Source organism: Nocardia higoensis, from assembly GCF_015477835.1.
GTDB classification, from domain to species: Bacteria; Actinomycetota; Actinomycetes; order Mycobacteriales; family Mycobacteriaceae; genus Nocardia; species Nocardia higoensis_A.
In genome coordinates, this window is the sequence record NZ_JADLQN010000001.1 from 1562445 (window position 1) to 1582796 (window position 20352).

The 20352-nt window shown below is 69.2% G+C and carries 22 protein-coding genes; 10 read left to right on the forward strand and 12 right to left on the reverse strand.

What is annotated here, in order from left to right; translation table 11 throughout:
* Positions 1-83: 83 nt before the first annotated feature.
* From IU449_RS07005 to IU449_RS07015, 3 genes are all read left to right on the forward strand, one after another.
* A complete protein-coding gene (locus IU449_RS07005) occupies positions 84-440 on the forward strand; it encodes a nitroreductase/quinone reductase family protein (protein WP_324188117.1) in 357 nt (118 codons plus the stop codon).
* Positions 441-583: 143 nt separating this feature from the next.
* Positions 584-1051: a hypothetical protein gene (locus IU449_RS07010; protein ID WP_195001077.1), complete on the forward strand. Its 468-nt coding sequence runs from the start codon at positions 584-586 to the stop codon at positions 1049-1051.
* A 104-nt stretch (positions 1052-1155) separates the two neighbouring features.
* On the forward strand, positions 1156-1458 hold the full coding sequence (locus IU449_RS07015) for a hypothetical protein (RefSeq protein ID WP_195001078.1): 303 nt from the start codon (positions 1156-1158) through the stop codon (positions 1456-1458).
* A gap of 14 nt (positions 1459-1472) precedes the next feature.
* Here IU449_RS07015 and IU449_RS07020 read toward each other — a convergent pair whose 3' ends face one another.
* The 9 genes from IU449_RS07020 to IU449_RS07060 form a co-directional block, all read right to left on the reverse strand.
* Entirely contained in the window at positions 1473-1919 is a 447-nt protein-coding gene (locus IU449_RS07020) for a GNAT family N-acetyltransferase (protein ID WP_195001079.1), read from the reverse strand.
* A 51-nt stretch (positions 1920-1970) separates the two neighbouring features.
* Positions 1971-2399 (reverse strand): DUF4189 domain-containing protein, encoded by a 429-nt coding sequence (locus tag IU449_RS07025; protein WP_228803761.1) that lies wholly within the window; start codon positions 2397-2399, stop codon positions 1971-1973.
* Between the two features lie 100 nt (positions 2400-2499).
* Complete coding sequence (locus IU449_RS07030; protein WP_195001081.1) at positions 2500-2889, reverse strand: metal-sulfur cluster assembly factor; 390 nt, start codon at positions 2887-2889, stop codon at positions 2500-2502.
* On the reverse strand, positions 2886-3392 hold the full coding sequence (gene sufU / locus IU449_RS07035) for a Fe-S cluster assembly sulfur transfer protein SufU (protein WP_228803763.1): 507 nt from the start codon (positions 3390-3392) through the stop codon (positions 2886-2888). Before sufU ends, IU449_RS07030 begins: the two co-directional genes overlap by 4 nt.
* A 4-nt stretch (positions 3393-3396) precedes the next feature.
* The gene (locus tag IU449_RS07040; protein ID WP_195001082.1) at positions 3397-4671 is read right to left on the reverse strand and encodes a cysteine desulfurase; all 1275 of its coding nucleotides are present in this window, start codon (positions 4669-4671) and stop codon (positions 3397-3399) included.
* Between the two features lies 1 nt (position 4672).
* On the reverse strand, positions 4673-5491 hold the full coding sequence (gene sufC / locus IU449_RS07045) for a Fe-S cluster assembly ATPase SufC (protein WP_195001083.1): 819 nt from the start codon (positions 5489-5491) through the stop codon (positions 4673-4675).
* 35 nt (positions 5492-5526) lie between these two features.
* A complete protein-coding gene (gene sufD, locus IU449_RS07050) occupies positions 5527-6732 on the reverse strand; it encodes a Fe-S cluster assembly protein SufD (protein ID WP_195001084.1) in 1206 nt (401 codons plus the stop codon).
* Positions 6733-8139 carry a Fe-S cluster assembly protein SufB gene (gene sufB / locus IU449_RS07055; RefSeq protein WP_195002372.1) on the reverse strand — a complete coding sequence of 469 codons (1407 nt, stop codon included), beginning with the start codon at positions 8137-8139 and terminating at the stop codon, positions 6733-6735.
* A gap of 80 nt (positions 8140-8219) precedes the next feature.
* Positions 8220-9089: a helix-turn-helix transcriptional regulator gene (locus tag IU449_RS07060; protein ID WP_416382110.1), complete on the reverse strand. Its 870-nt coding sequence runs from the start codon at positions 9087-9089 to the stop codon at positions 8220-8222.
* Positions 9090-9211: 122 nt separating this feature from the next.
* Between IU449_RS07060 and mptB the strand changes: the two genes are divergently transcribed.
* The 4 genes from mptB to IU449_RS07080 all read left to right on the forward strand — a co-directional run bounded on the left by mptB (position 9212) and on the right by IU449_RS07080 (position 13679).
* Positions 9212-10894, forward strand: coding sequence for a polyprenol phosphomannose-dependent alpha 1,6 mannosyltransferase MptB (gene mptB, locus IU449_RS07065; RefSeq protein ID WP_195001086.1), 1683 nt, complete (start codon positions 9212-9214; stop codon positions 10892-10894).
* Positions 10891-11823, forward strand: a complete 933-nt coding sequence (locus tag IU449_RS07070; RefSeq protein WP_195001087.1) for an ABC transporter ATP-binding protein — start codon at positions 10891-10893, stop codon at positions 11821-11823. Before mptB ends, IU449_RS07070 begins: the two co-directional genes overlap by 4 nt.
* Positions 11820-12611 (forward strand): ABC transporter permease, encoded by a 792-nt coding sequence (locus IU449_RS07075; protein WP_195001088.1) that lies wholly within the window; start codon positions 11820-11822, stop codon positions 12609-12611. Before IU449_RS07070 ends, IU449_RS07075 begins: the two co-directional genes overlap by 4 nt.
* Positions 12612-12701: 90 nt before the next feature.
* The gene (locus tag IU449_RS07080) at positions 12702-13679 is read left to right on the forward strand and encodes a COX15/CtaA family protein (RefSeq protein WP_195001089.1); all 978 of its coding nucleotides are present in this window, start codon (positions 12702-12704) and stop codon (positions 13677-13679) included.
* On the opposite strand, the gene IU449_RS07085 is transcribed toward IU449_RS07080, so the two are convergent.
* Together IU449_RS07085 and IU449_RS07090 are read right to left on the reverse strand one after the other, a co-directional pair.
* On the reverse strand, positions 13658-14101 hold the full coding sequence (locus tag IU449_RS07085) for a hypothetical protein (RefSeq protein WP_195001090.1): 444 nt from the start codon (positions 14099-14101) through the stop codon (positions 13658-13660). The genes IU449_RS07080 and IU449_RS07085 overlap by 22 nt on opposite strands.
* A gap of 214 nt (positions 14102-14315) precedes the next feature.
* Positions 14316-14666: a hypothetical protein gene (locus tag IU449_RS07090; RefSeq protein ID WP_195001091.1), complete on the reverse strand. Its 351-nt coding sequence runs from the start codon at positions 14664-14666 to the stop codon at positions 14316-14318.
* Positions 14667-14751: 85 nt separating this feature from the next.
* Here IU449_RS07090 and IU449_RS07095 point away from each other — a divergent pair, with 85 nt between their 5' ends.
* Positions 14752-15717, forward strand: a complete 966-nt coding sequence (locus IU449_RS07095) for a quinone oxidoreductase family protein (RefSeq protein WP_195001092.1) — start codon at positions 14752-14754, stop codon at positions 15715-15717.
* A gap of 92 nt (positions 15718-15809) precedes the next feature.
* On the opposite strand, the gene IU449_RS07100 is transcribed toward IU449_RS07095, so the two are convergent.
* Positions 15810-16805, reverse strand: a complete 996-nt coding sequence (locus tag IU449_RS07100; RefSeq protein ID WP_195001093.1) for a heme o synthase — start codon at positions 16803-16805, stop codon at positions 15810-15812.
* A gap of 261 nt (positions 16806-17066) precedes the next feature.
* Between IU449_RS07100 and tkt the strand changes: the two genes are divergently transcribed.
* Both tkt and tal read left to right on the forward strand, forming a co-directional pair.
* Positions 17067-19208, forward strand: a complete 2142-nt coding sequence (tkt, locus tag IU449_RS07105) for a transketolase (RefSeq protein WP_195001094.1) — start codon at positions 17067-17069, stop codon at positions 19206-19208.
* Positions 19209-19216: 8 nt separating this feature from the next.
* A complete protein-coding gene (gene tal, locus IU449_RS07110; RefSeq protein ID WP_195001095.1) occupies positions 19217-20350 on the forward strand; it encodes a transaldolase in 1134 nt (377 codons plus the stop codon).
* The last annotated feature ends 2 nt before the right edge of the window (positions 20351-20352 follow it).

The following is a 20352-nucleotide window of genomic DNA, read 5'->3' on the forward strand; positions in this document are numbered from 1 at the left end:
TTCTCGGCGCGATGCCCGTCCCCGCTTGCCCGCCGACTAGGGTGATCTTCATCGGGGGGTGTTCCGCCGGCGAGGAGGAGAACGTGGAAGCGAAGAAGGCGGCCGGAGCCGCACTGCACGGATTCAACACCGGGCTGGGCTTCCTGCTCGACACTCCACTGGTCGGCCCGCTGCTGAGCAAGGGATTGGCGACCATCACCTACGTCGGTCGCCGCTCCGGGAAGACCTTCAGCACACCCGTCGGATATCGCCGCGTCGGCGACGACATCGTCATCGGCGTCGCCATGCCGGACAAGAAGAACTGGTGGCGCAACTTCCTCGACGACGGCGCGCCGATCACGGTACGCATCAACGGCATCGACCGGCGCGGCCACGCCGTGACGACGCGCGACGAGCGCGGCGGGGTGTCGGTGCGGGTGCGCTTCAGCGCGCAGGGCTGACCGGCCGCTCCGAAGAACCGGGTTTCGACCGCCGCCCGCCGGGAACTCCGCCTCCGACCTGCGGACTCGCGCGTTTCCCTGTCGGGTGTGCGCACCTCGGCCCCGGCGCGCGGCCCGCGCCGGCATGCACAGGAGGCGACGGCATGGCGACCGACGGCACGGCGACCGATCGATCCGGTGAAGACGGCCCCGCGCCCCGCCACCGCCGCCCCGATGGAGTCGACGACCTCACCGTGGAAGCCGCGGGCAAGCTGTCCGAGGCGCTGGAGGTCACCGAGCGGGCGCGCGGGCACCTGTATTCGTTCCACCAATTGACCGGCGGGGCGGATTTCCTGCTCGACGAAGCCACCGACCTGTTCCGCCGAGCCGGTCACCCCGACATCGCCGAGCGGATCGCGACCGAACTGATCGGCCGCAACGTTCTGCCCGGCCGGTGGACGTTCCAGATCGTCGAGGACTACGACGAGGGTTACTACGCCCTGTTCCGCGACACCGAACGGCAGGTCCGCGACGAATTGCTGGACGGCCGCACCCACCTGTACGAGGCCGAACTCAAGGAGGCGCGGCGCACCCGCGGCCGCACCGGGCACGAGGCGACGCCCGCCGAGTGAACGATTCCACCTCGGCAACGGGAGCTAACATCCAGCAGCACACCGGCGTAGCGTGGCGCATACGGCATCTTCCTTCGGCTACAACCACGACCACGGAGGACACCATGACCACTGCCGCGCATCAAGAACACACCGGACATACCCACGTCCACGGCGAAGGCTGCGGCCACGTCGCGGTCCCGCACGGCGACCACGTCGACTACGCCCACGAGGGCCACCTCCATCGCGCCCACGACGGCCACTTCGACGAGTGCCAGCCGCCGCAGGGCCATCATCCGCACGAGGGCCACGACCACGTCCACGGCGAAGGCTGCGGCCACGTCGCGGTCCCGCACGGCGATCACGTCGACTACATCCACGACGGCTGCAGGCACGCGGCCCACGAGGGGCACTACGACGAGCACTGAGCGGTAACAGACGATCACACTGCCTGGACGTACCAGTCCAGGGGTCCGGCGTCGTCGGTGACGATGCTGCGCAGGAATTTGAACCTCGCCCGGCGTGCCACCGCCACCGACGACGAGTTCGCCGGATCGGTCCGCAGCACCACTTCCTCGGCCATACCGCTGGCGGCCATGTATCGGCAGCCCAGGATCACCGCGCGGGTCGCCAGGCCGCGCCCGCGCCAGGGTGGATCGACGGCATAGCTGAATTCCGCCTGATCGTCACGCAGGTAGGGCGCTTCGGCGCGCACTCCAAAGGTGCCCACGACCTGGTTCTCGGCGAGCAGCACGATCTCGTAGATCTCCAGCGGATCCGATTCCGGCGAGCCCACGGTCACGGGTGGGGCGGCCGACTCCGGGCCGAGCAGGTGCGGCCGGCCGGGAGCAGCCGGCCGCAGGGCGATGATGCCGTCCGAGAGGTGCACCCCTTCATGATCAGCATTGCCCTCACCCGAACAACTCGCCGACACGCCGATTCAGTCGATCGTATTGGCGGTGCACCCGGAAACGGACACCTGCGCGGGACGCGGCTGGGCACTGCCGAGATCCGGGAACGGGGGCGCGCTGTCCCCCAGCGAGGCGATCGCGGCTTGCTCGGCCTCGGCACGCGAAGGTCCTGCGGCCCAACCGAATCGGCCGTCCGCGCCCCGCGCGATGGCCCCACACGAATCGGTGATGTGCAGGACCAGATCGCAGTCGTAGACGCCGCACTCGCGGATCGCGTGGGCATCGGCGACGACGCGGCTGGGGTGGCCGACCGCGGCCACCGTCCTGCCGGTACTCGGCGACAGTGCCAGCGTCCCGTAGGACGGCGCGGCGGCAGCTGACGAACCGGCGCCCACCAAGCCGGTCACGGCGCCGGCGGACACGACCGCCGCGAGGGCGGTCTTACGCAACAAAGACAACGAGATCTCCCCGTCTGTAGGAAAACAAGCGGGGAGATCTTCGCCGAGAACATCCGAATTGTCCATAACCGCGCACGATCCACGCGTGGGCCGAACCGTGTCAGACGGTGAAGCCCAGGGCACGCAACTGCTCACGGCCGTCGTCGGTGATCTTGTCCGGACCCCACGGCGGGATCCAGACCCAGTTGATCTCCAGATCCTCGACCAGGCCGCTGCGCACCAGAGCGTTGCGGGACTGGTCTTCGATGACGTCGGTCAGCGGGCAGGCCGCCGAGGTGAGCGTCATGTCCAGCTTGGCGACGTCGTTCTCGACGCGCAGTCCGTAGACCAGGCCGAGATCGACGACATTGATGCCGAGCTCGGGGTCGACGACATCGCGCATCGCCTCCTCGAGGTCTTCGAGCAGCTGGGCTTCCTCGGCCGACAACTCGGCCTGCGCGCCGCTCTCCGCCGTGACAGTGGCCTGCTCGGCCGCCGGTGTCTCACTCATGGGCGTTCCCCGTTTCCGCTCGGGAGTTCGGTCTCGATTTCGTCAGGAGAGGAAGGCGACGCAGAGGTTTCCGAGGCGATCCGGATCACCGCGTCTTTGAAGGCCAGCCATCCCAGCAGCGCGCACTTCACCCGTGCCGGGTACTTCGAGACGCCCGACAGCGCGACGCCGTCGCCGAGCAGTTCCTCGTCGCCCTCGATGGTGCCGCGGCTGGAGATCATCTCGTTGAACGCGTCCACGGTCTTCAGCGCCTGCTGCACCGGCAGGCCGATGACCTGATCGGTGAGGATCGAGGTCGCGGCCTGGCTGATCGAGCAGCCCTGACCGTCGTAGGACACGTCGGCGACATCGCCGTCGACCAGATGCACCCGCAGGGTGACCTCGTCGCCGCAGGTGGGGTTGACGTGATGTACTTCCGCGCCGAACGGCTCGCGCAGGCCCCGGTGATGCGGGTGTTTGTAGTGGTCCAGGATGACTTCCTGGTACATCTGCTCCATACGCATGGGTCTATACCGCTCCACTCACGCCGAAGAACTTCTGCGCCTTGCGCACCGCCGCCACCAGCAGGTCGACCTCGTCGAGGGTGTTGTAGACCGCGAAGGAGGCGCGCGCGGTGGCCGGCACGCCGAGCCTGCGCATCAGCGGCCAGGCGCAGTGATGACCGACGCGGATCGCGACCCCCTCGTCGTCGAGGATCTGGCCGACGTCGTGGGCGTGGATGCCGTCCACCACGAACGACACCGCGCCGCCACGCTCGACGTTCTCGGTGGGGCCGACGATCCGCACGCCCTCGATGGCACCGAGCCCTTCCAGCGCGGCGCCGGTGAGCGCGTGCTCGTGCGCGGCGACCGCGTCCATACCGATGGCCTCGAGATAGTGCACAGCCGCACCGAGTCCGACCACCTGGGAGGTCATCGGCACGCCTGCCTCGAACCGCTGCGGCGGCGGGGCATAGGTGCTGTACTCCATGGTGACCGTCTCGATCATCGAGCCGCCGGTGATGAACGGCGGCGTCTGCTCGAGCAGCGCGCGGCGGCCGTAGAGCACGCCGACGCCGGACGGACCCAGCATCTTGTGGCCCGAGAAGGCGGCGAAATCCACCCCGAGCGCACGGAAGTCGACCGGCATGTGCGGCACCGACTGGCAGGCGTCGAGCACGGTCAACGCACCGACTGCCTTCGCCCGACTCACCAGCTCCTCGACCGGGCTCACCGCGCCGGTCACATTGGACTGATGGGTGAACGCGACGACCTTGGTGGCGGGAGTGAGTTCCAGCGAGGTGAGGTCGATGCGCCCGTCGTCGGTGACGCCGTACCACTTCAACGTGGCGCCGGTGCGACGCGCGAGCTCCTGCCACGGCACCAGATTGGCGTGATGCTCGAGTTCGGTGATCACGATCTCGTCGCCCGGGCCGAGGTGATACGGGAACCGGTCGTCGGCGAAGGAGTAGGTCACCAGGTTCAGCGACTCGGTCGCGTTCTTGGTGAACACGATCTCCCCGGCGTCGACGCCGACGAACCGGGCGATGTCGGCGCGCGCGCCCTCGTAGGCGTCCGTCGCCTCCTCGGCCAGCTGGTGCGCGCCGCGGTGCACGGCGGAGTTGCGTTCGGTCAGGAACTCGCGTTCGGCGTCGAGCACGCTCAGCGGCCGCTGCGAAGTCGCGCCGGAGTCCAGGTACACCAGCGGCTTCCCGTCCCGGACCGTGCGGCTCAGGATCGGGAAGTCGGCCCGGATACGGGCCAGGTCGAGAGTATGGCTGCCCGTGACAGGCGCAGCGGTCATGTCAGGCTCCCGCGGTCGCGGACTGGGGGATGGCAGTCGGCGCAGCCGACGGGGTGGGTGAGGATTGCGTGAAGCGGACGTAGCCGTTGGCGTCGAGTTCCTCGGCCAGTTCCGCGCCGCCCTCGGCGACGATGCGGCCGCCGACGAAGACGTGCACGAACTCCGGCTGGATGTAGCGCAGGATGCGGGTGTAGTGCGTGATCAGCAGCACGCCGCCGTTCTCGCGCTCCTTGTACTTGTTCACGCCCTCGGACACGATACGCAGCGCGTCGACGTCGAGTCCGGAGTCGGTCTCGTCGAGGATGGCGATCTTCGGCTTGAGCAGACCCAGCTGCAGGATCTCGTGGCGCTTCTTCTCACCGCCGGAGAAGCCCTCGTTGACGCTGCGCTCGGCGAAGGCGGGGTCGATCTCGAGCTCGCTCATCGACTCCTTCACCTCCTTGACCCAGTGCCGCAGCTTCGGGGCCTCGCCGCGCACGGCGGTGACGGCGGTGCGCAGGAAGTTCGACATCGAGACGCCGGGCACCTCGACCGGGTACTGCATGGCCAGGAACAGACCCGCGCGCGCCCGCTCGTCCACCGACATCGCCAGCACGTCCTCGCCGTCGAGGGTGATCGAACCGGAGGTCACGGTGTACTTGGGGTGGCCGGCGATGGCGTAGGACAGCGTCGACTTGCCCGAGCCGTTGGGGCCCATGATGGCGTGCGTCTCACCGGAGCGGATGGTGAGGTTCACGCCGTTGAGGATCTTGATCGGCTCGCCGTGCTCGTCGGGGTTGGCGACCTCGGCGTGCAGATCCTTGATTTCCAGGGTGGTCATGGAGTTCCTTTGCGGGGAGGGAAGTTTCGTGGGTGTCAGACGCCGATCGCGGCGAGCTCGGCCTCGATGGCCGCCTCGAGCCGCTCCCTGACCTCGGGCACCGCGATCTTCTGGATGATCTCGTGGAAGAAGCCGCGCACCACCAGGCGGCGGGCGGCCTCCTCGGAGATGCCGCGGGCGCGCAGGTAGAACAGCTGCTCGTCGTCGAACCGGCCGGTCGCCGAGGCGTGTCCGGCACCGACGATCTCGCCGGTCTCGATCTCGAGGTTGGGCACCGAGTCCGCGCGCGCGCCGTCGGTGAGCACCAGGTTGCGGTTCAGTTCGAAGGTGTCGGTGCCCTCGGCGGCCGCGCGGATCAGCACGTCGCCGACCCAGACCGTGCGGGCATCGCCCTTCGGCGACTTCGGATCGCCTTGCAGCGCACCCTTGTACAGCACGTTGGACTTGCAGTGCGGCACCGAGTGGTCGACGAGCAGGCGCTGTTCGAAGTGCTGGCCCGCGTCGGCGAAGTACAGGCCGAGCAGTTCGGCGTCGCCGCCGGGGCCGTCGTAGGTCACGGTGCCGGTCAGGCGCACCAGGTCGCCGCCCAGGGTGACCGCGGCGTGACGCAGGGTGGCGTCGCGGCCCAGCCGCGCGTGATGGGCGGTGGCGTGCACAGCGTCGTCGGCCCAGTCGTGGATCACGACGACATCGAGCCGGGCGCTGTCGCCGAGCACGAATTCCACGTTCTCCGCGTAGGTTCCGCTGCCGCGGTAGTCGACAACCACGGTGGCGACGGCGAAATCGCCGAGCCGGATCTGCAGGTGGCCGTAGGCTGTCCTGCCCTCACCCGGTCCGGTGACGGTGACGGTGATCGGCTGCCCCAGCTCGATCTCCTTGCCGACCGACACGATGGTCGCCGACTCGAAACCGGAGTACGCCTGCGCCGCGACGCGATCGGCGGGCACACCCGCCGCGCCGAGGCGCTCGTCGGTGCGATCGACCGTCTCGGTGGTCACGCCGTCGGCGGGGGTCACCTCGACGGCGATCTGCCCGTCGCGCACGGCGGTGCCGTCGTGCAGACCGCGCAGACGGCGGATCGGGGTGAAGCGCCACGCCTCGTCACGGCCCGTGGGCACCTCGAAGGCGTTCACGTCGAACGAGGTGAACACCTCGCCCTTGTTGACGGCCGGTGTGCGCGCCTCGGAAAGATTCGAAGGAAGCACGGCGGTATTGCTGGATTCGCTCGCGAGCTCGCTCATTCAGCCCACCGCTCCTTCCATCTGCAGTTCGATCAGGCGGTTGAGTTCCAGGGCGTACTCCATCGGGAGTTCCTTGGCGATCGGCTCGACGAAGCCGCGCACGACCATCGCCATCGCCTCGTCCTCGGTCATGCCTCGGCTCATCAGGTAGAACAGCTGGTCCTCGGACACCTTGGAGACGGTGGCCTCGTGGCCCATCGTCACGTCGTCCTCGCGGATGTCGACGTAGGGGTAGGTGTCGGAGCGGCTGATGGTGTCCACCAGCAGCGCGTCGCACTTCACCGTCGACTTCGAGCCGTGGGCGCCCTTGTTGACCTGGACCAGGCCGCGGTAGGACGCGCGGCCACCGCCGCGGGCGACCGACTTCGACACGATGGTCGAGGAGGTGTTCGGCGCCAGGTGCAGCATCTTCGCGCCGGTGTCCTGATGCTGCCCCTCGCCGGCGAAGGCGATCGAGAGCACTTCACCCTTGGCGTGCTCACCGGTCATCCACACGGCCGGGTACTTCATGGTGACCTTGGAGCCGATGTTTCCGTCGATCCACTCCATGGTCGCGCCCGCCTCGGCCTTGGCCCGCTTGGTGACCAGGTTGTAGACGTTGTTCGACCAGTTCTGGATCGTGGTGTAGCGGCAGCGACCGCCCTTGCGCACGATGATCTCCACGACCGCGGAGTGCAGCGAGTCGGACTTGTAGATCGGCGCGGTACAACCCTCGACGTAGTGCACGTAGGCGTCCTCGTCGACGATGATCAGGGTGCGCTCGAACTGGCCCATGTTCTCGGTGTTGATCCGGAAGTAGGCCTGCAGCGGGATGTCGACGTGCACGCCCGGCGGCACGTAGATGAACGAGCCGCCCGACCAGACCGCGGTGTTGAGCGCGGAGAACTTGTTGTCGCCGGCCGGGATGACCGACCCGAAGTACTTCCGGAAGATCTCCGGGTGCTCCTTGAGACCGGTGTCGGTGTCCAGGAAGATCACGCCCTGGGCCTCCAGGTCCTCGCGGATCTGGTGGTAGACGACCTCGGACTCGTACTGCGCGGCGACACCGGCGACCAGACGCTGCTTCTCCGCCTCGGGGATACCCAGCTTGTCGTAGGTGTTCTTGATGTCCTCGGGCAGCTCTTCCCAGGACGTGGCCTGCTTCTCGGTCGAGCGCACGAAGTACTTGATGTTGTCGAAGTCGATGCCGTCGAGGTTCGAGCCCCAGTGCGGCATGGGCTTGCGATCGAAGATGCGCAGTGCCTTCAGCCGCTGCTCGAGCATCCATTCCGGCTCGCTCTTCTTCGCCGAGATGTCGCGCACGACAGCCTCGGACAGGCCGCGAGTCGCACTCGCGCCGGCCACGTCGGAATCGGACCAGCCATAGCCGTAATTACCCAGCGAGGCGATGGTCTCTTCCTGGGTCATGGGCCCGGCGGTGACGGACTCGTCGGTGATGGCCTCAGCCTCGGTGGCGACAATATTGCTGCCTGCCGCTGCGGTCGTCGTCATTCGGCACTCCTTCCGGAGTCGTTCGGTGCTGCCGCCGCGGGCTGTGCGGCGGTTGAGGGAGCAGTGTGCTTCGGTGATGCGGATTTCGTGGCCGCCACCGGAAGCAGCGGTACGTGGGTGGTGCAGGCGCAGTCGCCGTTGGCGATGGTCGCCAGCCGCTGCACGTGGGTGCCGAGGACTTCGCGCAGGATCTCCAGCTCGGCCTCGCACAATTGCGGGAACTCTTCGGCCACATGCGCGACCGGGCAGTGATGCTGGCAGATCTGCACGCCCGCACCCACTTTGCGGGTGGTGGCGGCGAAACCGGCGCCGGTGAACGCCTCGGCGAGCTCCTCGGCTTTGGCCGCGGTCCGCTCCGGGGTGTGCTCGTCCACCGGGGCGATGCCCGTCACGATCGTGCGAGCGCGTTTGCGTGCGAAATCGGTGATGGCCTGCTCGCCGCCGATCTCGCCGAGCTGACGGATCGCCGCGCCGGCGAGGTCGTCGTAGGCGTGGCCGAGCTGACCCCGGCCCACGGCGGTGAGCTGGTATTGCTTGGCCGGACGTCCCCGCCGCCCTTTGTGCTGCCACGGCGCGGACGTACCCGCCCTCGCCTGGCCCGACTCGATGAGCGCGTCCAGGTGCCTGCGTACGCCGGCGGGTGCGAGACCGAGACGGTTGCCGATGGCGGTCGCGGTGATCGGGCCCTCTTCCAACAGCAGTTGGACGATGGCGGCGCGAGTGTGCCCTTCCGGCGCGGCCGACACGACAGCCGCGGCCGATGTGACAGCCCCAGCCGAGGACCCGCCAGGCGCAGCCGACGACACGGCACCGGTCGTCGCGCGACCGGCTCCGGCACCGTCATTCCGCAAACCCACGGTTTTCACAACATCAGTGTGGCGGAATTCGTTCCCGAAATCTAATAAGGGTGCCCTGAGAAAAGGCCTGCACGGGCTGCGACCTTCGCCACAGTCGTGGCCCGCGCGAGCCGCGCACTAGGCTCCCTCGGGTGGCGGTACTCGAGGGCGCGCGGCGCAGGATTCGGACTCTAGGGCGCCGGGCACTCGGACTCGACGTGCCCGCCGCCGATCACACCATCGCGGTGCTGCACCGCGACGAATCCGAGGTGCCCGAGCTCGACCGCAAGGAGGTCGTCCAGCTCGACCGGATCCGGCTGCTCGGCGCGACCGGCGCCGTCCTGATGGCGATCAGCGCCCTGGGCATCGGCGCCCAGCCGGTGCAGCAGAATCCCACCTCCGGCATGCGGGTGCTGGGCATCTTCGCCCGGGCGCATACCGGCTCGCTGGCGATGTGCATGATCGGCGCGGTCGTCGTGGTGCTGGCGTGGCTACTGCTGGGCCGCTTCGCCATCGGCAATTTCGGCGGCACGCCCCGGCACCGGCTGACCCGTTCGCAGATGGATCGCACGTTGCTGCTGTGGATCATCCCGCTCAGCGTCGCCCCACCGCTGTTCAGCAACGATGTCTACTCGTACCTGGCGCAGAGCGAGATCGCCGCGCGCGGCATCGATCCCTACAAGGAAGGCCCGGTCGCGGGGCTGGGCATCGACAACGTCCTGACCAACAACGTGCCCACGATCTGGCGCGACACCCCGGCGCCGTACGGGCCGCTGTTCCTGTGGATGGGCCGCGGCATCGCCGAGCTGACCGGCGACAACATCATCCTGGGCGTCTGGGTGCACCGGGTGCTGGCGCTGGCGGGCGTGGCGCTGATCGTCTGGGCGCTGCCGCGGCTGTCGGTGCGCTGCGGCGTCGCCCCGGTCGCCGCGCTGTGGCTCGGCGCGGCCAATCCCCTGGTGCTGTTCCACCTGGTGGGTGGCGTGCACAACGACGCGCTGATGATCGGGCTGATGCTGGCCGGACTCGAGTTCGCGTTGCGCGGGATCGAGGACTGCGTCACCTTCGACGGACGTGCCTACGCGTGGCTGATCGGCGGTGCGCTGACCATCGCGCTCTCCTCGTCGATCAAGATCACCTCGATCATCGCGATGGGATTCGTCGGGATGGCCCTGGCCAGACGCTGGGGCGGAGGTCTGCGAGCGCTGCTCACCGCGGCGGCGCTGCTGGGGGCGATAGCGCTGGGGGCGACCTTGTTCGTCAGCGCGGTCAGCGGGCTGGGCTTCGGCTGGATCCACACCCTCAACACCGCCAGCGCGGTCCGCAGCTGGATGTCGTTGCCGACCGCCATCGGGGTGATCACCGGATTCGGCGGCGTGCTGCTCGGACTGGGCGACCACACCACAGCGCTGCTGAGCATCACCCGGCCGATCGCCGCCACGGTCGCGGCGTTCATCACGGTGCGCATGCTGGTGGCCACGGGGACCGGCCGCCTGCACCCGGTCGGCGCGCTCGGCGTCTCGCTCGGCGCGATCGTGCTGCTCTTCCCGGTGGTGCAGCCCTGGTACCTGCTGTGGGCCATCGTGCCACTGGCGGCCTGGGCCACCCGGCCGGTGTTCCGGTTGCCCGCGGTGGCGCTGTCCGCGGTGGTCAGCGTGCTGCAGATGCCGCGCGGAGCCGACCTCGAGGTGTTCCAGATCGTGGGCGCGGCGATCGCCACCGCGGTGGTGTGCGTGCTGTTCATCGTGCTCACGCGCAATTCCCTGCCGTGGCGGGCCCCGACGGGGGTGTCGGCTCGGTCACAGCAGAGCACGGCTTACGGTGTCTCTTCGTGAGCGCAGCCACCGGACCCGCCGTGTGCGTCGAGGACGTCGTCAAACATTACGGCGACACGACCGCCGTCGACGGGATCGGTTTCGAGGTCCAGCAGGCGCAGGTGCTGGCGCTGCTCGGCCCCAACGGCGCGGGCAAGACGACCACCGTGGAGATGTGCGAGGGCTTCGTCCGTCCCGATTCCGGCCGGGTTCGCGTGCTCGGCCTGGACCCGATCGCCGACTCCGAGCGGTTGCGAGCGCGGATGGGCGTGATGCTGCAGGGCGGCGGCGCCTATCCGGGCTCGCGGGCCGGGGAGATGCTCGATCTGGTCGCTTCCTACTCCGCCGACCCGCTCGATCCCGACTGGCTGCTGGGCGTACTGGGGCTGCGTGACAACCGCAAGACCCCCTACCGGCGGCTGTCCGGCGGTCAGCAGCAGCGCCTGGCCTTGGCCTGCGCGCTGGTCGGCCGCCCGGAAATCGTGTTCCTCGACGAGCCCACCGCCGGCCTGGACGCCCAGGCGCGGTTGATCGTCTGGGAGATCATCGACGCGCTGCGCCGCGACGGGGTCAGCGTGGTGCTGACCACGCACATGATGGACGAAGCCGAGCAACTCGCCGATCAGCTGGTCATCATCGACCACGGCCGCATCGTCGCCTCGGGCACGCCCGCCGAGGTGACCGCGCACGGCGCCGCCGGGCAACTGCGCTTCACCGCGCCGCCCAGGCTGGATCTGGAGCTGCTGCGCAGCGCGCTGCCCGAAGGCTTCACCCCGCGCGAGACCACGCCGGGCTGTTACCTGATCGAGGGTGAGATCGACCCGCAGGTGCTGGCGACGGTGACCTCCTGGTGCGCCAGGATGAACGTGCTGGCCACCGACATCAGGATCGACCAGCGCCGGCTCGAGGACGTCTTCCTGGAACTGACCGGACGGGATCTGCGCGGATGACCCAGCACGACCTGACCCCGAACCGCTTCGCCGCGGGCACCTTCGCACCCGATCCCCGGCCGAGCACCCGCGCTGCCATGCTGACCGCGCAGACCCGCCTCGAGCTCAAGCTGCTGCTGCGCAACGGGGAGCAACTGCTGCTGACCATGCTCATCCCGATCACCTTGCTGGTCGGTATGGCGCTGCTGCCTTTCGGCGAGGTGGCCGACACCAAGATCGACACGATCGTGCCCGCGGTGATGATGGTCGCGGTGATGTCGACCGCCTTCACCGGGCAGGCCATCGCCGTCGGCTTCGACCGCCGCTACGGCGCGCTGAAAAGGCTGGGCGCCACCGCGTTGCCGCGCTGGGGGATCATCGCCGGCAAGTGCGCGGCGGTGCTCATCGTGGTCGTCCTGCAAGCGGTCCTGCTGGGTCTGATCGGAGTCGCGCTGGGCTGGCGCCCCGGACTCGGCGGACTCGCGCTGGGCGCGGTGATCATCGCGCTCGGCACCGCGATGTTCGTGGCCATGGGACTGCTGCTCGGCGGCACCCTCAAGGCCGAGATCGTGCTGGCCCTGGCCAATATCCTGTGGTTCGTGATGCTCGGCATCGCCAGCATCGTCTTCGCCTCCGACGACCTGCCCGCCGCGGTGAACATCCTGGTGCGGCTGGTGCCCTCGGGCGCGCTCGCCGAAACGCTCGAGCAGGCGCTGGCGGGCGCCGTGGATCTGTTCGGCGTGGCGGTGTTGCTGCTCTGGGGGCTGGCTTCCGGCGCGCTGGCCGCGCGCTGGTTCCGGTTCGAATGACCCGCGCCCGCGTGCGCTCCGAACCGTCGTAACGACGCGATGTAGTAGACCGGGTGCGAGCGCGTGCGCGCCGGTGGCTACCATCGTCGAGTGCTGTATCGCGCCTTCCTGGGACTCGTCGACAAGCTCCCGTTGCCCTCGCTGCGAGCGCAACGGCTGATCGCCCTCGCGGTGATCCTCAGTCAGGCCGGGATCTCGGTGACCGGCGCGGTCGTGCGCGTCACCGCCTCCGGGCTGGGCTGCCCGACCTGGCCGCAGTGCTTCCCCGGGTCGTTCACCCCGATCGGAGTCGGCGAGGTCGCCGTCATCCACCAGGCCGTGGAGTTCGGCAACCGATTGCTGACCTTCCTGGTCACCCTCTTCGCCGCGCTGGTGGTACTCGCGGTGACCAGGGCCCGCCGCAGGCGTTCGGTGCTGGTGTACGCGTGGCTCATGCCGGGCGGCACCGTCGTACAGGCGATCATCGGCGGCATCACCGTGCTCAGCGGCCTGCTGTGGTGGACCGTCGCGGTGCACCTGCTGGCCTCGATGGTGATGGTCTGGCTGGCGGTCGTGCTCTACGCCGAGATCGGCGAACCCGACGACGCCGACGTGGTAGCCCATGTCCCCGCTCCCCTGCGCTGGCTCACCGCGCTCAGCGGTGTCGCGCTGTCTGCCGTGCTGATCAGCGGCACCCTGGTGACCGGCGCCGGACCGCACGCCGGCGACAAGAGCATCGACCGGCCGGTGGAGCGGCTCGAGGTGGAGATCGTCACCCTCGTGCACCTGCATTCCCAGCTGCTCGTCGGCTATCTGGCGCTGCTGATCGGCCTCGGCTTCGGCCTGTTCGCGGTCGGCATCACCCGCGCGATCCGCACCCGGCTGTTCGTCGTGCTCGGCCTCGTCTGCGCGCAGGCGCTCATCGGTTTCGTCCAGTACCTCACCGATGTTCCGGAAGTGCTGGTCATCATGCACGTGGCGGGCGCGGCCGCGTGCACCGCCGCCACCGCCGCACTGTGGGCCTCGCTGCGTACCCGTCAGCGCGTGGACGCGCCCGTTGCCGGCGATCAGGCGGTGTCGCCGGTCTGACCGACCGCGGGCGGACCGTCCACCACCACCGAATAGCCCGCGGCGCGCAGCACCCGAGCCAGCAGTTCCATCTCCACCGAGGTACCGGTGCAGCCGACCGTGCGCGCCTCGGCGACTTTCGAGTTCACCTCGAACAGGCCACCGCCCTCGTCGTAGCGACGTAGCAGGCCGAGCAGGAGCGCGTCGTCGTCGAAGGGACCGCCGGCCACCCGCAATCTGCTCGGGCCGTGCGCGGCCAGCAGAGCCGAGCGCACGTAGTCGTCGGGGCCGTCCGAGCAGGTGGCCCAGCCGTTCCCGCAGGCGCACCGGCTCTCGATCTCCGAGCGCAATCGCCCCTCGATGATGGCCTCACGCACCGCGCAGCGCATGACACCCCCGCATCGGTCGCAGATCGTGCCCGCCACCACCGATTCACTGCTCACTTGCCGTGCCATCCCGCTGTCGATCATCTCGACGCGTGCCGACCGGTTCTCTCCGTACAGCCGCGTAGGCAGCACGCTAACCCGACGGGTGGCGGACCGACAAGGAATGCGACACTCGCGGTGCAAGACTCACCGCGAGCAGGCGAAACAGTGGCTATCCCCCGCGAAGGCTCAACCGCGACGGAGATTCCCCGCGACCTGTTCGGTCGGGGGACTATTTCTCGTTACGCGCCTTCGGGAACCGCTTCTGCTTGGCGACCCAGCCGGCCATCCGCGACCAGTGCCCAGGGCGCGGCGTGACGACCGAGGTCAGCTCGCGGTCCCAGCCCTCGCCCAGCGTGAGGCCGTCGACGATCTCGACGAGCTTGTGGGCGGTGGCCTCGTCGGCGACGACCCGGTCGCCGAGGACGCCGTCGGCGCCGACCAGAGTGACCCGGACGCCGGCCTGACCGATGTACTGCAGGACGGCCGTGGCCGATCCACCGTGCTCAGCGACGAAGCCCTTGACCGATCTCACCACGGAGCTCGGCACTTCTACACGGGCAGGGGCGGTCTCAACGCTCATGCGATGGAGTTTACCGATCGGTAGGACATCCCCGGCGGCCGACCTGTCCGGTTCGCCGCGTCCACGTCCGGGTAGAACTGGACTCATGCGCGCCATTCAGGTTTCCGAACACGGCGGACCCGGAGTTCTCGTCGCCACCGAGCTGCCGGAACCCACGATCGGCCCGGATCAGGTGCTGGTCGACACGCAGGCGATCGGCGTCAACTTCATCGACACCTACCTCCGCACCGGCATCTATCCCCAGGACGTTCCCTACGTGCCCGGGTCCGAGGGCACCGGCGTGGTGACCGCTGTGGGTTCGCAGGTACATGATCTCGCTGTGGGTGACCGGATCGCCTGGGCGGCGGGACCGGGTAGCTACGCGCAGACGGTGGCGGTGCCCGCCGCGGTGGCCGTTCCGGTGCCGGACGGCGTCGAGGCGACGGTGGCGGCATCGGTCCTGCTGCAGGGCATGACGGCGCACTATCTGATCGAGTCGGTCTACACACCGCGGCCCGGCGAGACGGTGCTCGTACACGCCGGAGCGGGCGGAGTCGGCCTCATCCTCACCCAGCTCGCGGTCGCGCGCGGCATCCGCGTCCTGACCACGGTCTCCTCCGATGAGAAGGAGGCGCTCTCGCGCGAAGCGGGGGCCGCGGAGGTGCTGCGCTACGGTCCGGACCTGGCCGAACGGGTGCGCGCGCTGACCGACGGCGTCGGCGTGGCCGCGGTATACGACGGGGTCGGCAAGGACACCTTCGACGCGAGCTTGGACTCGTTGCGAGTGCGCGGCACGCTCGCCCTGTTCGGGGCGGCCAGCGGCCCGGTGCCGCCGGTCGATCCGCAGCGGCTCAACGCGGGCGGCTCGCTGTATCTCACCCGCCCGAGCCTGGGGCATTTCACCCGCGATCGCGCGGAACTGCTGTGGCGGGCGGGAGCGATCTTCGACGCGATCGCCGACGGCACGCTGCACATTCGCGTCGGCGCGACCTATCCCCTCAGCGAGGCCGAGCGCGCGCACCGTGACCTGGAAGGCCGCAAGACGACCGGCTCCATCGTGCTGATCCCCTGACACGCGCCCCGGCGAAAGCGACACGGCGTCCCCGAGCACCGAGCGCGGTGAGGCCGTCGAGTCCGAGGTGGATCGAGTCCGAGGTGGATCGATCAGGAGAAGAAGCTGCCGACGGTGTCCCAGCCGAGCACCGAATCGACCGCGAGGCCGCAGAACACCGCGGCCAGATAGTTGTTCGACTGCAGGAACAGTCGCAGCGGCTTGACCGACTCGCCGCGGCGCACGCCGGAGTACAGCTGGTGGGCCATCAGCAGGAACCACGCACCCGCCACCACGGCGACCGCGGTGTAGATCACGCCGGTCGCGGGGACCAGCACGAGCGTGGCGAGCACGGTCAGCCAGGTGTAGACGACGATCTGCTTGGTGACGGTCTGCTCGGAGGCCACCACCGGCAGCATGGGCACGCCCGCCGCCCGGTAGTCCTCCTTGTAGCGCATCGCCAGCGCCCAGGTGTGCGGCGGCGTCCAGAAGAAGATGACCGCGAACAGCGCGATCGCGGGCCAGCCGATGTTTCCGGTGACCGCCGCCCAGCCGACGAGGGCGGGCATACACCCGGCCGCGCCGCCCCACACCACGTTCTGCGAGGTGCGGCGCTTGAGGCCGAGGGTGTAGACGAAGACGTAGAACAGGATCGTCACGACCACCAGCACGCCGCTGAGCAGGTTCGCCTGCCACCACAGCCACGCGAAGGACGCGATCCCGAGTGTCAGGCCGAAGACGAAGGCGTGGCGCGTGGGTACCGCTTCCCTGGCCAGCGGCCGCTTGGCGGTGCGCTTCATGACCTTGTCGATGTCGGCGTCGGCCACGCAGTTGAGGGTGTTGGCGCTCGCCGCGCCCATCCAGCCGCCGAACAGGGTGACCAGGATGAGCCGGAGGTCGATCTCGCCGCGATCGGCGAGCAGCATCGTCGGAATGGTGGCGACCAGCAGCAGTTCGATGACACGCGGCTTGGTCAGCGCGATGTAGGCCAGCACCCGGCGGATCGCCCGCGATCCGAGACCGTTGCCCGGGAATCGATCGGCGAGCACCGTCGCGGAAGAGCCGTGCGCACCATCGCCGCCACCACCGGGCTGTTGACCGATCCGCACTGTCACTCCTCGCACGCTGTGCATCCCATCCGGCTGCATTCCATCCGGTAATGAACAAGCAGCCCGCTCGAATCTCGCTGTTCACGGACGCACAACCCGTGTGGCGCGGCTACTACTACAGAGGATGGTAGACCCTGCCGGGGTCCGGGCCGCCTCGAGCCCTGCCTCCGCCCCGTTCGGGCAGGCCGCCACCAGTTAGGGTGTGGTGGTAATTCGCCTCTTCCCGTCGTGCCGAGACCACATGTCAGGAGAATCCCGGTCGTGTCAGTGACAGACGACATCCGCGCCCTCACTCAGCCGAACCACCCGGACGACTGGACCGACCTCGACACCAAGGCCGTCGACACGGTCCGCGTCCTCGCCGCCGACGCCGTGCAGCAGGCGGGCAATGGTCACCCCGGCACGGCGATGAGCCTCGCGCCGCTGGCCTACACGCTCTACCAGCGGGTGCTGCGCCACGACCCGAGCGATCCGAGCTGGGTGGGCCGCGACCGTTTCGTGCTCTCCTGCGGTCACTCCAGCCTCACCCAGTACATCCAGCTGTACCTGGCCGGCTTCGGGCTCGAGCTCGACGACCTGAAGAACCTGCGCAAGTGGGGTTCGCTGACCCCGGGTCACCCGGAGTTCCGGCACACCGACGGCGTGGAGATCACCACCGGCCCGCTCGGTCAGGGCCTGGCCTCGGCGGTCGGCATGGCGATGGGCGCGCGCCGCGAGCGCGGCCTGTTCGATCCGCACGCCGCGCCGGGCGCCAGCCCGTTCGACCACCACATCTACGTGATCGCCTCCGACGGCGACCTCCAGGAGGGTGTGACCGCCGAGGCGTCCTCGCTGGCGGGCACCCAGCAGCTGGGCAACCTGATCGTCTTCTACGACGACAACAAGATCTCCATCGAAGACGACACGACCATCGCCTTCACCGAGGACGTGGCCGCGCGCTACGAGGCCTACGGCTGGCACGTGCAGACCGTCATGGGCGGCGAGGACGTCGCCGCGATCGAGGCGGCGGTGGATGCGGCCAAGGCCGTCACCGACAAGCCGTCGATCATCGTGCTGCGCACCATCATCGGCTTCCCGGCCCCGAACAAGATGAACACCGGTTCCTCGCACGGCGCCGCGCTGGGTGCCGACGAGGTCGCCGCCACCAAGAAGGTCCTCGGCTTCGACCCCGAGCAGACCTTCGAGGTCGACGAGGCGGTCATCGCGCACACCCGCAAGGCGATCGAGCGCGGCGCGGCCGCCCACAAGGCCTGGCAGGAGCAGTTCGACGCGTGGGCCGAAGCCAACCCGGAGAACAAGGCGCTGTTCGACCGGCTCGCCGAGCGCAAGCTGCCCGCGGGCTGGGCCGACGCGCTGCCGGTGCACGATCCCGACCCGAAGGGCATGGCCACCCGCAAGGCCTCCGGCAAGGTGCTCGCCGCGCTGGCGCCGCTGCTGCCGGAACTGTGGGGCGGATCGGCCGACCTGGCCGAGTCCAACAACACCACCATGCCCGGCCAGCCGAGTTTCGGCCCCGAGGCCATCTCCACCGGTATGTGGAAAGCCGAGCCGTTCGGCCGCACCCTGCACTTCGGTGTGCGTGAGCACGCGATGGGCGCGATCCTCAACGGCATCGCCCTGCACGGCCCGACCCGCCCGTACGGCGGCACCTTCCTGGTGTTCAGCGATTACATGCGTCCGGCCGTGCGCCTGGCCGCGCTGATGCGAGTGCCCGCGATCTACGTCTGGACCCACGACTCCATCGGTCTCGGCGAGGACGGCCCGACGCACCAGCCGATCGAGCACCTGGCCGCGCTGCGCGCCATCCCCGGCCTGAATGTGGTGCGCCCCGGCGACGCCAACGAGACCACGTACGCCTGGCGCACCATCCTCGAGCGCGACTCGGCCGAACACACCTCGCACTTCTCGGTTTCCGAGCCGCCGCACCAGGACGGCCCGTCGGCGCTGGCGCTGACCCGCCAGGATCTGCCGATCCTGGCGGGCACCAGCTTCGAGGGCGTCGCCAAGGGCGGTTACGTGCTGGCCGAGGCCTCGACCGGCACCCCCGAGGTCATCCTCGTCGCCACGGGTTCGGAGTTGCAGATGGCGGTGGCCGCGCGCACTACGCTGGAGGCGCAGGGCATCGGCACCCGCGTGGTCTCGATGCCGTGTGTGGAGTGGTTCGACGCGCAGGACAAGGCCTACCGCGACGAGGTGCTGCCGCCCGCGGTCCGCGCTCGTGTCGTCGTCGAAGCCGGTATCGCGATGCCGTGGCACCGGTTCGCCGGTGACGCGGGTGAGATCGTCTCGATCGAGCACTTCGGCGCCTCGGCCGACTACCAGACCCTGTTCCGCGAGTTCGGCCTCACCGAGGAAGCCGTCGTTGCCGCCGCGCAGCGCACGCTGGAGAACGTGAAGGGATAGCAAGCGCTATGGCACAGAACGAGAACATCGCGGCACTGGCCGCGGCCGGGGTATCGGTCTGGCTGGACGATCTATCGCGCGATCGCATCCGGACAGGCAATCTCGCCGAGCTGATCGAGACCCGCGGCGTGGTCGGCGTGACCACCAACCCGACGATCTTCCAGGGCGCGCTCAGCCAGGGGCACGCCTACGACGAGCAGCTGAGGGAACTGGCCGCCGCGGGCGCGGACGCCGACGCGGCCATCCGCACCATCACCACCGACGATGTGCGCGAGGCCTGCGACGTGCTCGCCGGCGTCTTCGAGGCGACCGGCGGCAAGGACGGGCGGGTCTCCATCGAGGTCGACCCGCGCTTCGCCTTCGACGCGGACAAGACCGTCGCGCAGGCGATCGATCTGTGGAAGACCGTCGACCGGCCCAACCTGTTCATCAAGATCCCGGCCACCGAGGAGGGCCTGCCCGCCATCACCTCGGTGATCGCGGAGGGCATCAGCGTCAACGTCACGCTGATCTTCTCGGTGCGGCGCTACCGCTCGGTGATGGGCGCCTACCTCGACGGCCTGCGCAAGGCCCGCACCGCCGGGCACGATCTGGGCAAGATCCATTCGGTCGCGTCGTTCTTCGTGTCCCGGGTGGACTCCGAGATCGACAAGCGGCTCGAGGCGATCGGCACCGACGAGGCGCTGGCGCTGCGCGGCAAGGCGGGCGTGGCCAACGCCCGGCTCGCCTACGCCGAGTACCAGGACGTGTTCGACGGCGGCGCGCACACCTCCACCTACCAGCACCTGGCGTCCTCGGGTGGATTGCGGCAGCGTCCGCTGTGGGCCTCGACCGGCGTGAAGAACCCGGATTACCCGGACACGCTCTACGTCACCGAGCTGGTCGCGCCGAACACGGTCAACACCCTGCCGGAGAAGACCCTCGAGGCGGTCGCCGAGCACGGCGAGATCCGGGGCGACACCGTCAGCGGCACCGCCGCCGAGGCCGCCGAGGTGTTCGAGCAGTTGCGCGCGGTCGGCGTCGACATCGACGACGTGTTCGCGCTGCTCGAGCGCGAGGGCGTGGAGAAGTTCGAGAAGTCCTGGGAGGAACTGCTGTCCGCCACCGCGCAGGAGCTCCGCGCGGCCGGTACCGAGAGCTGAGC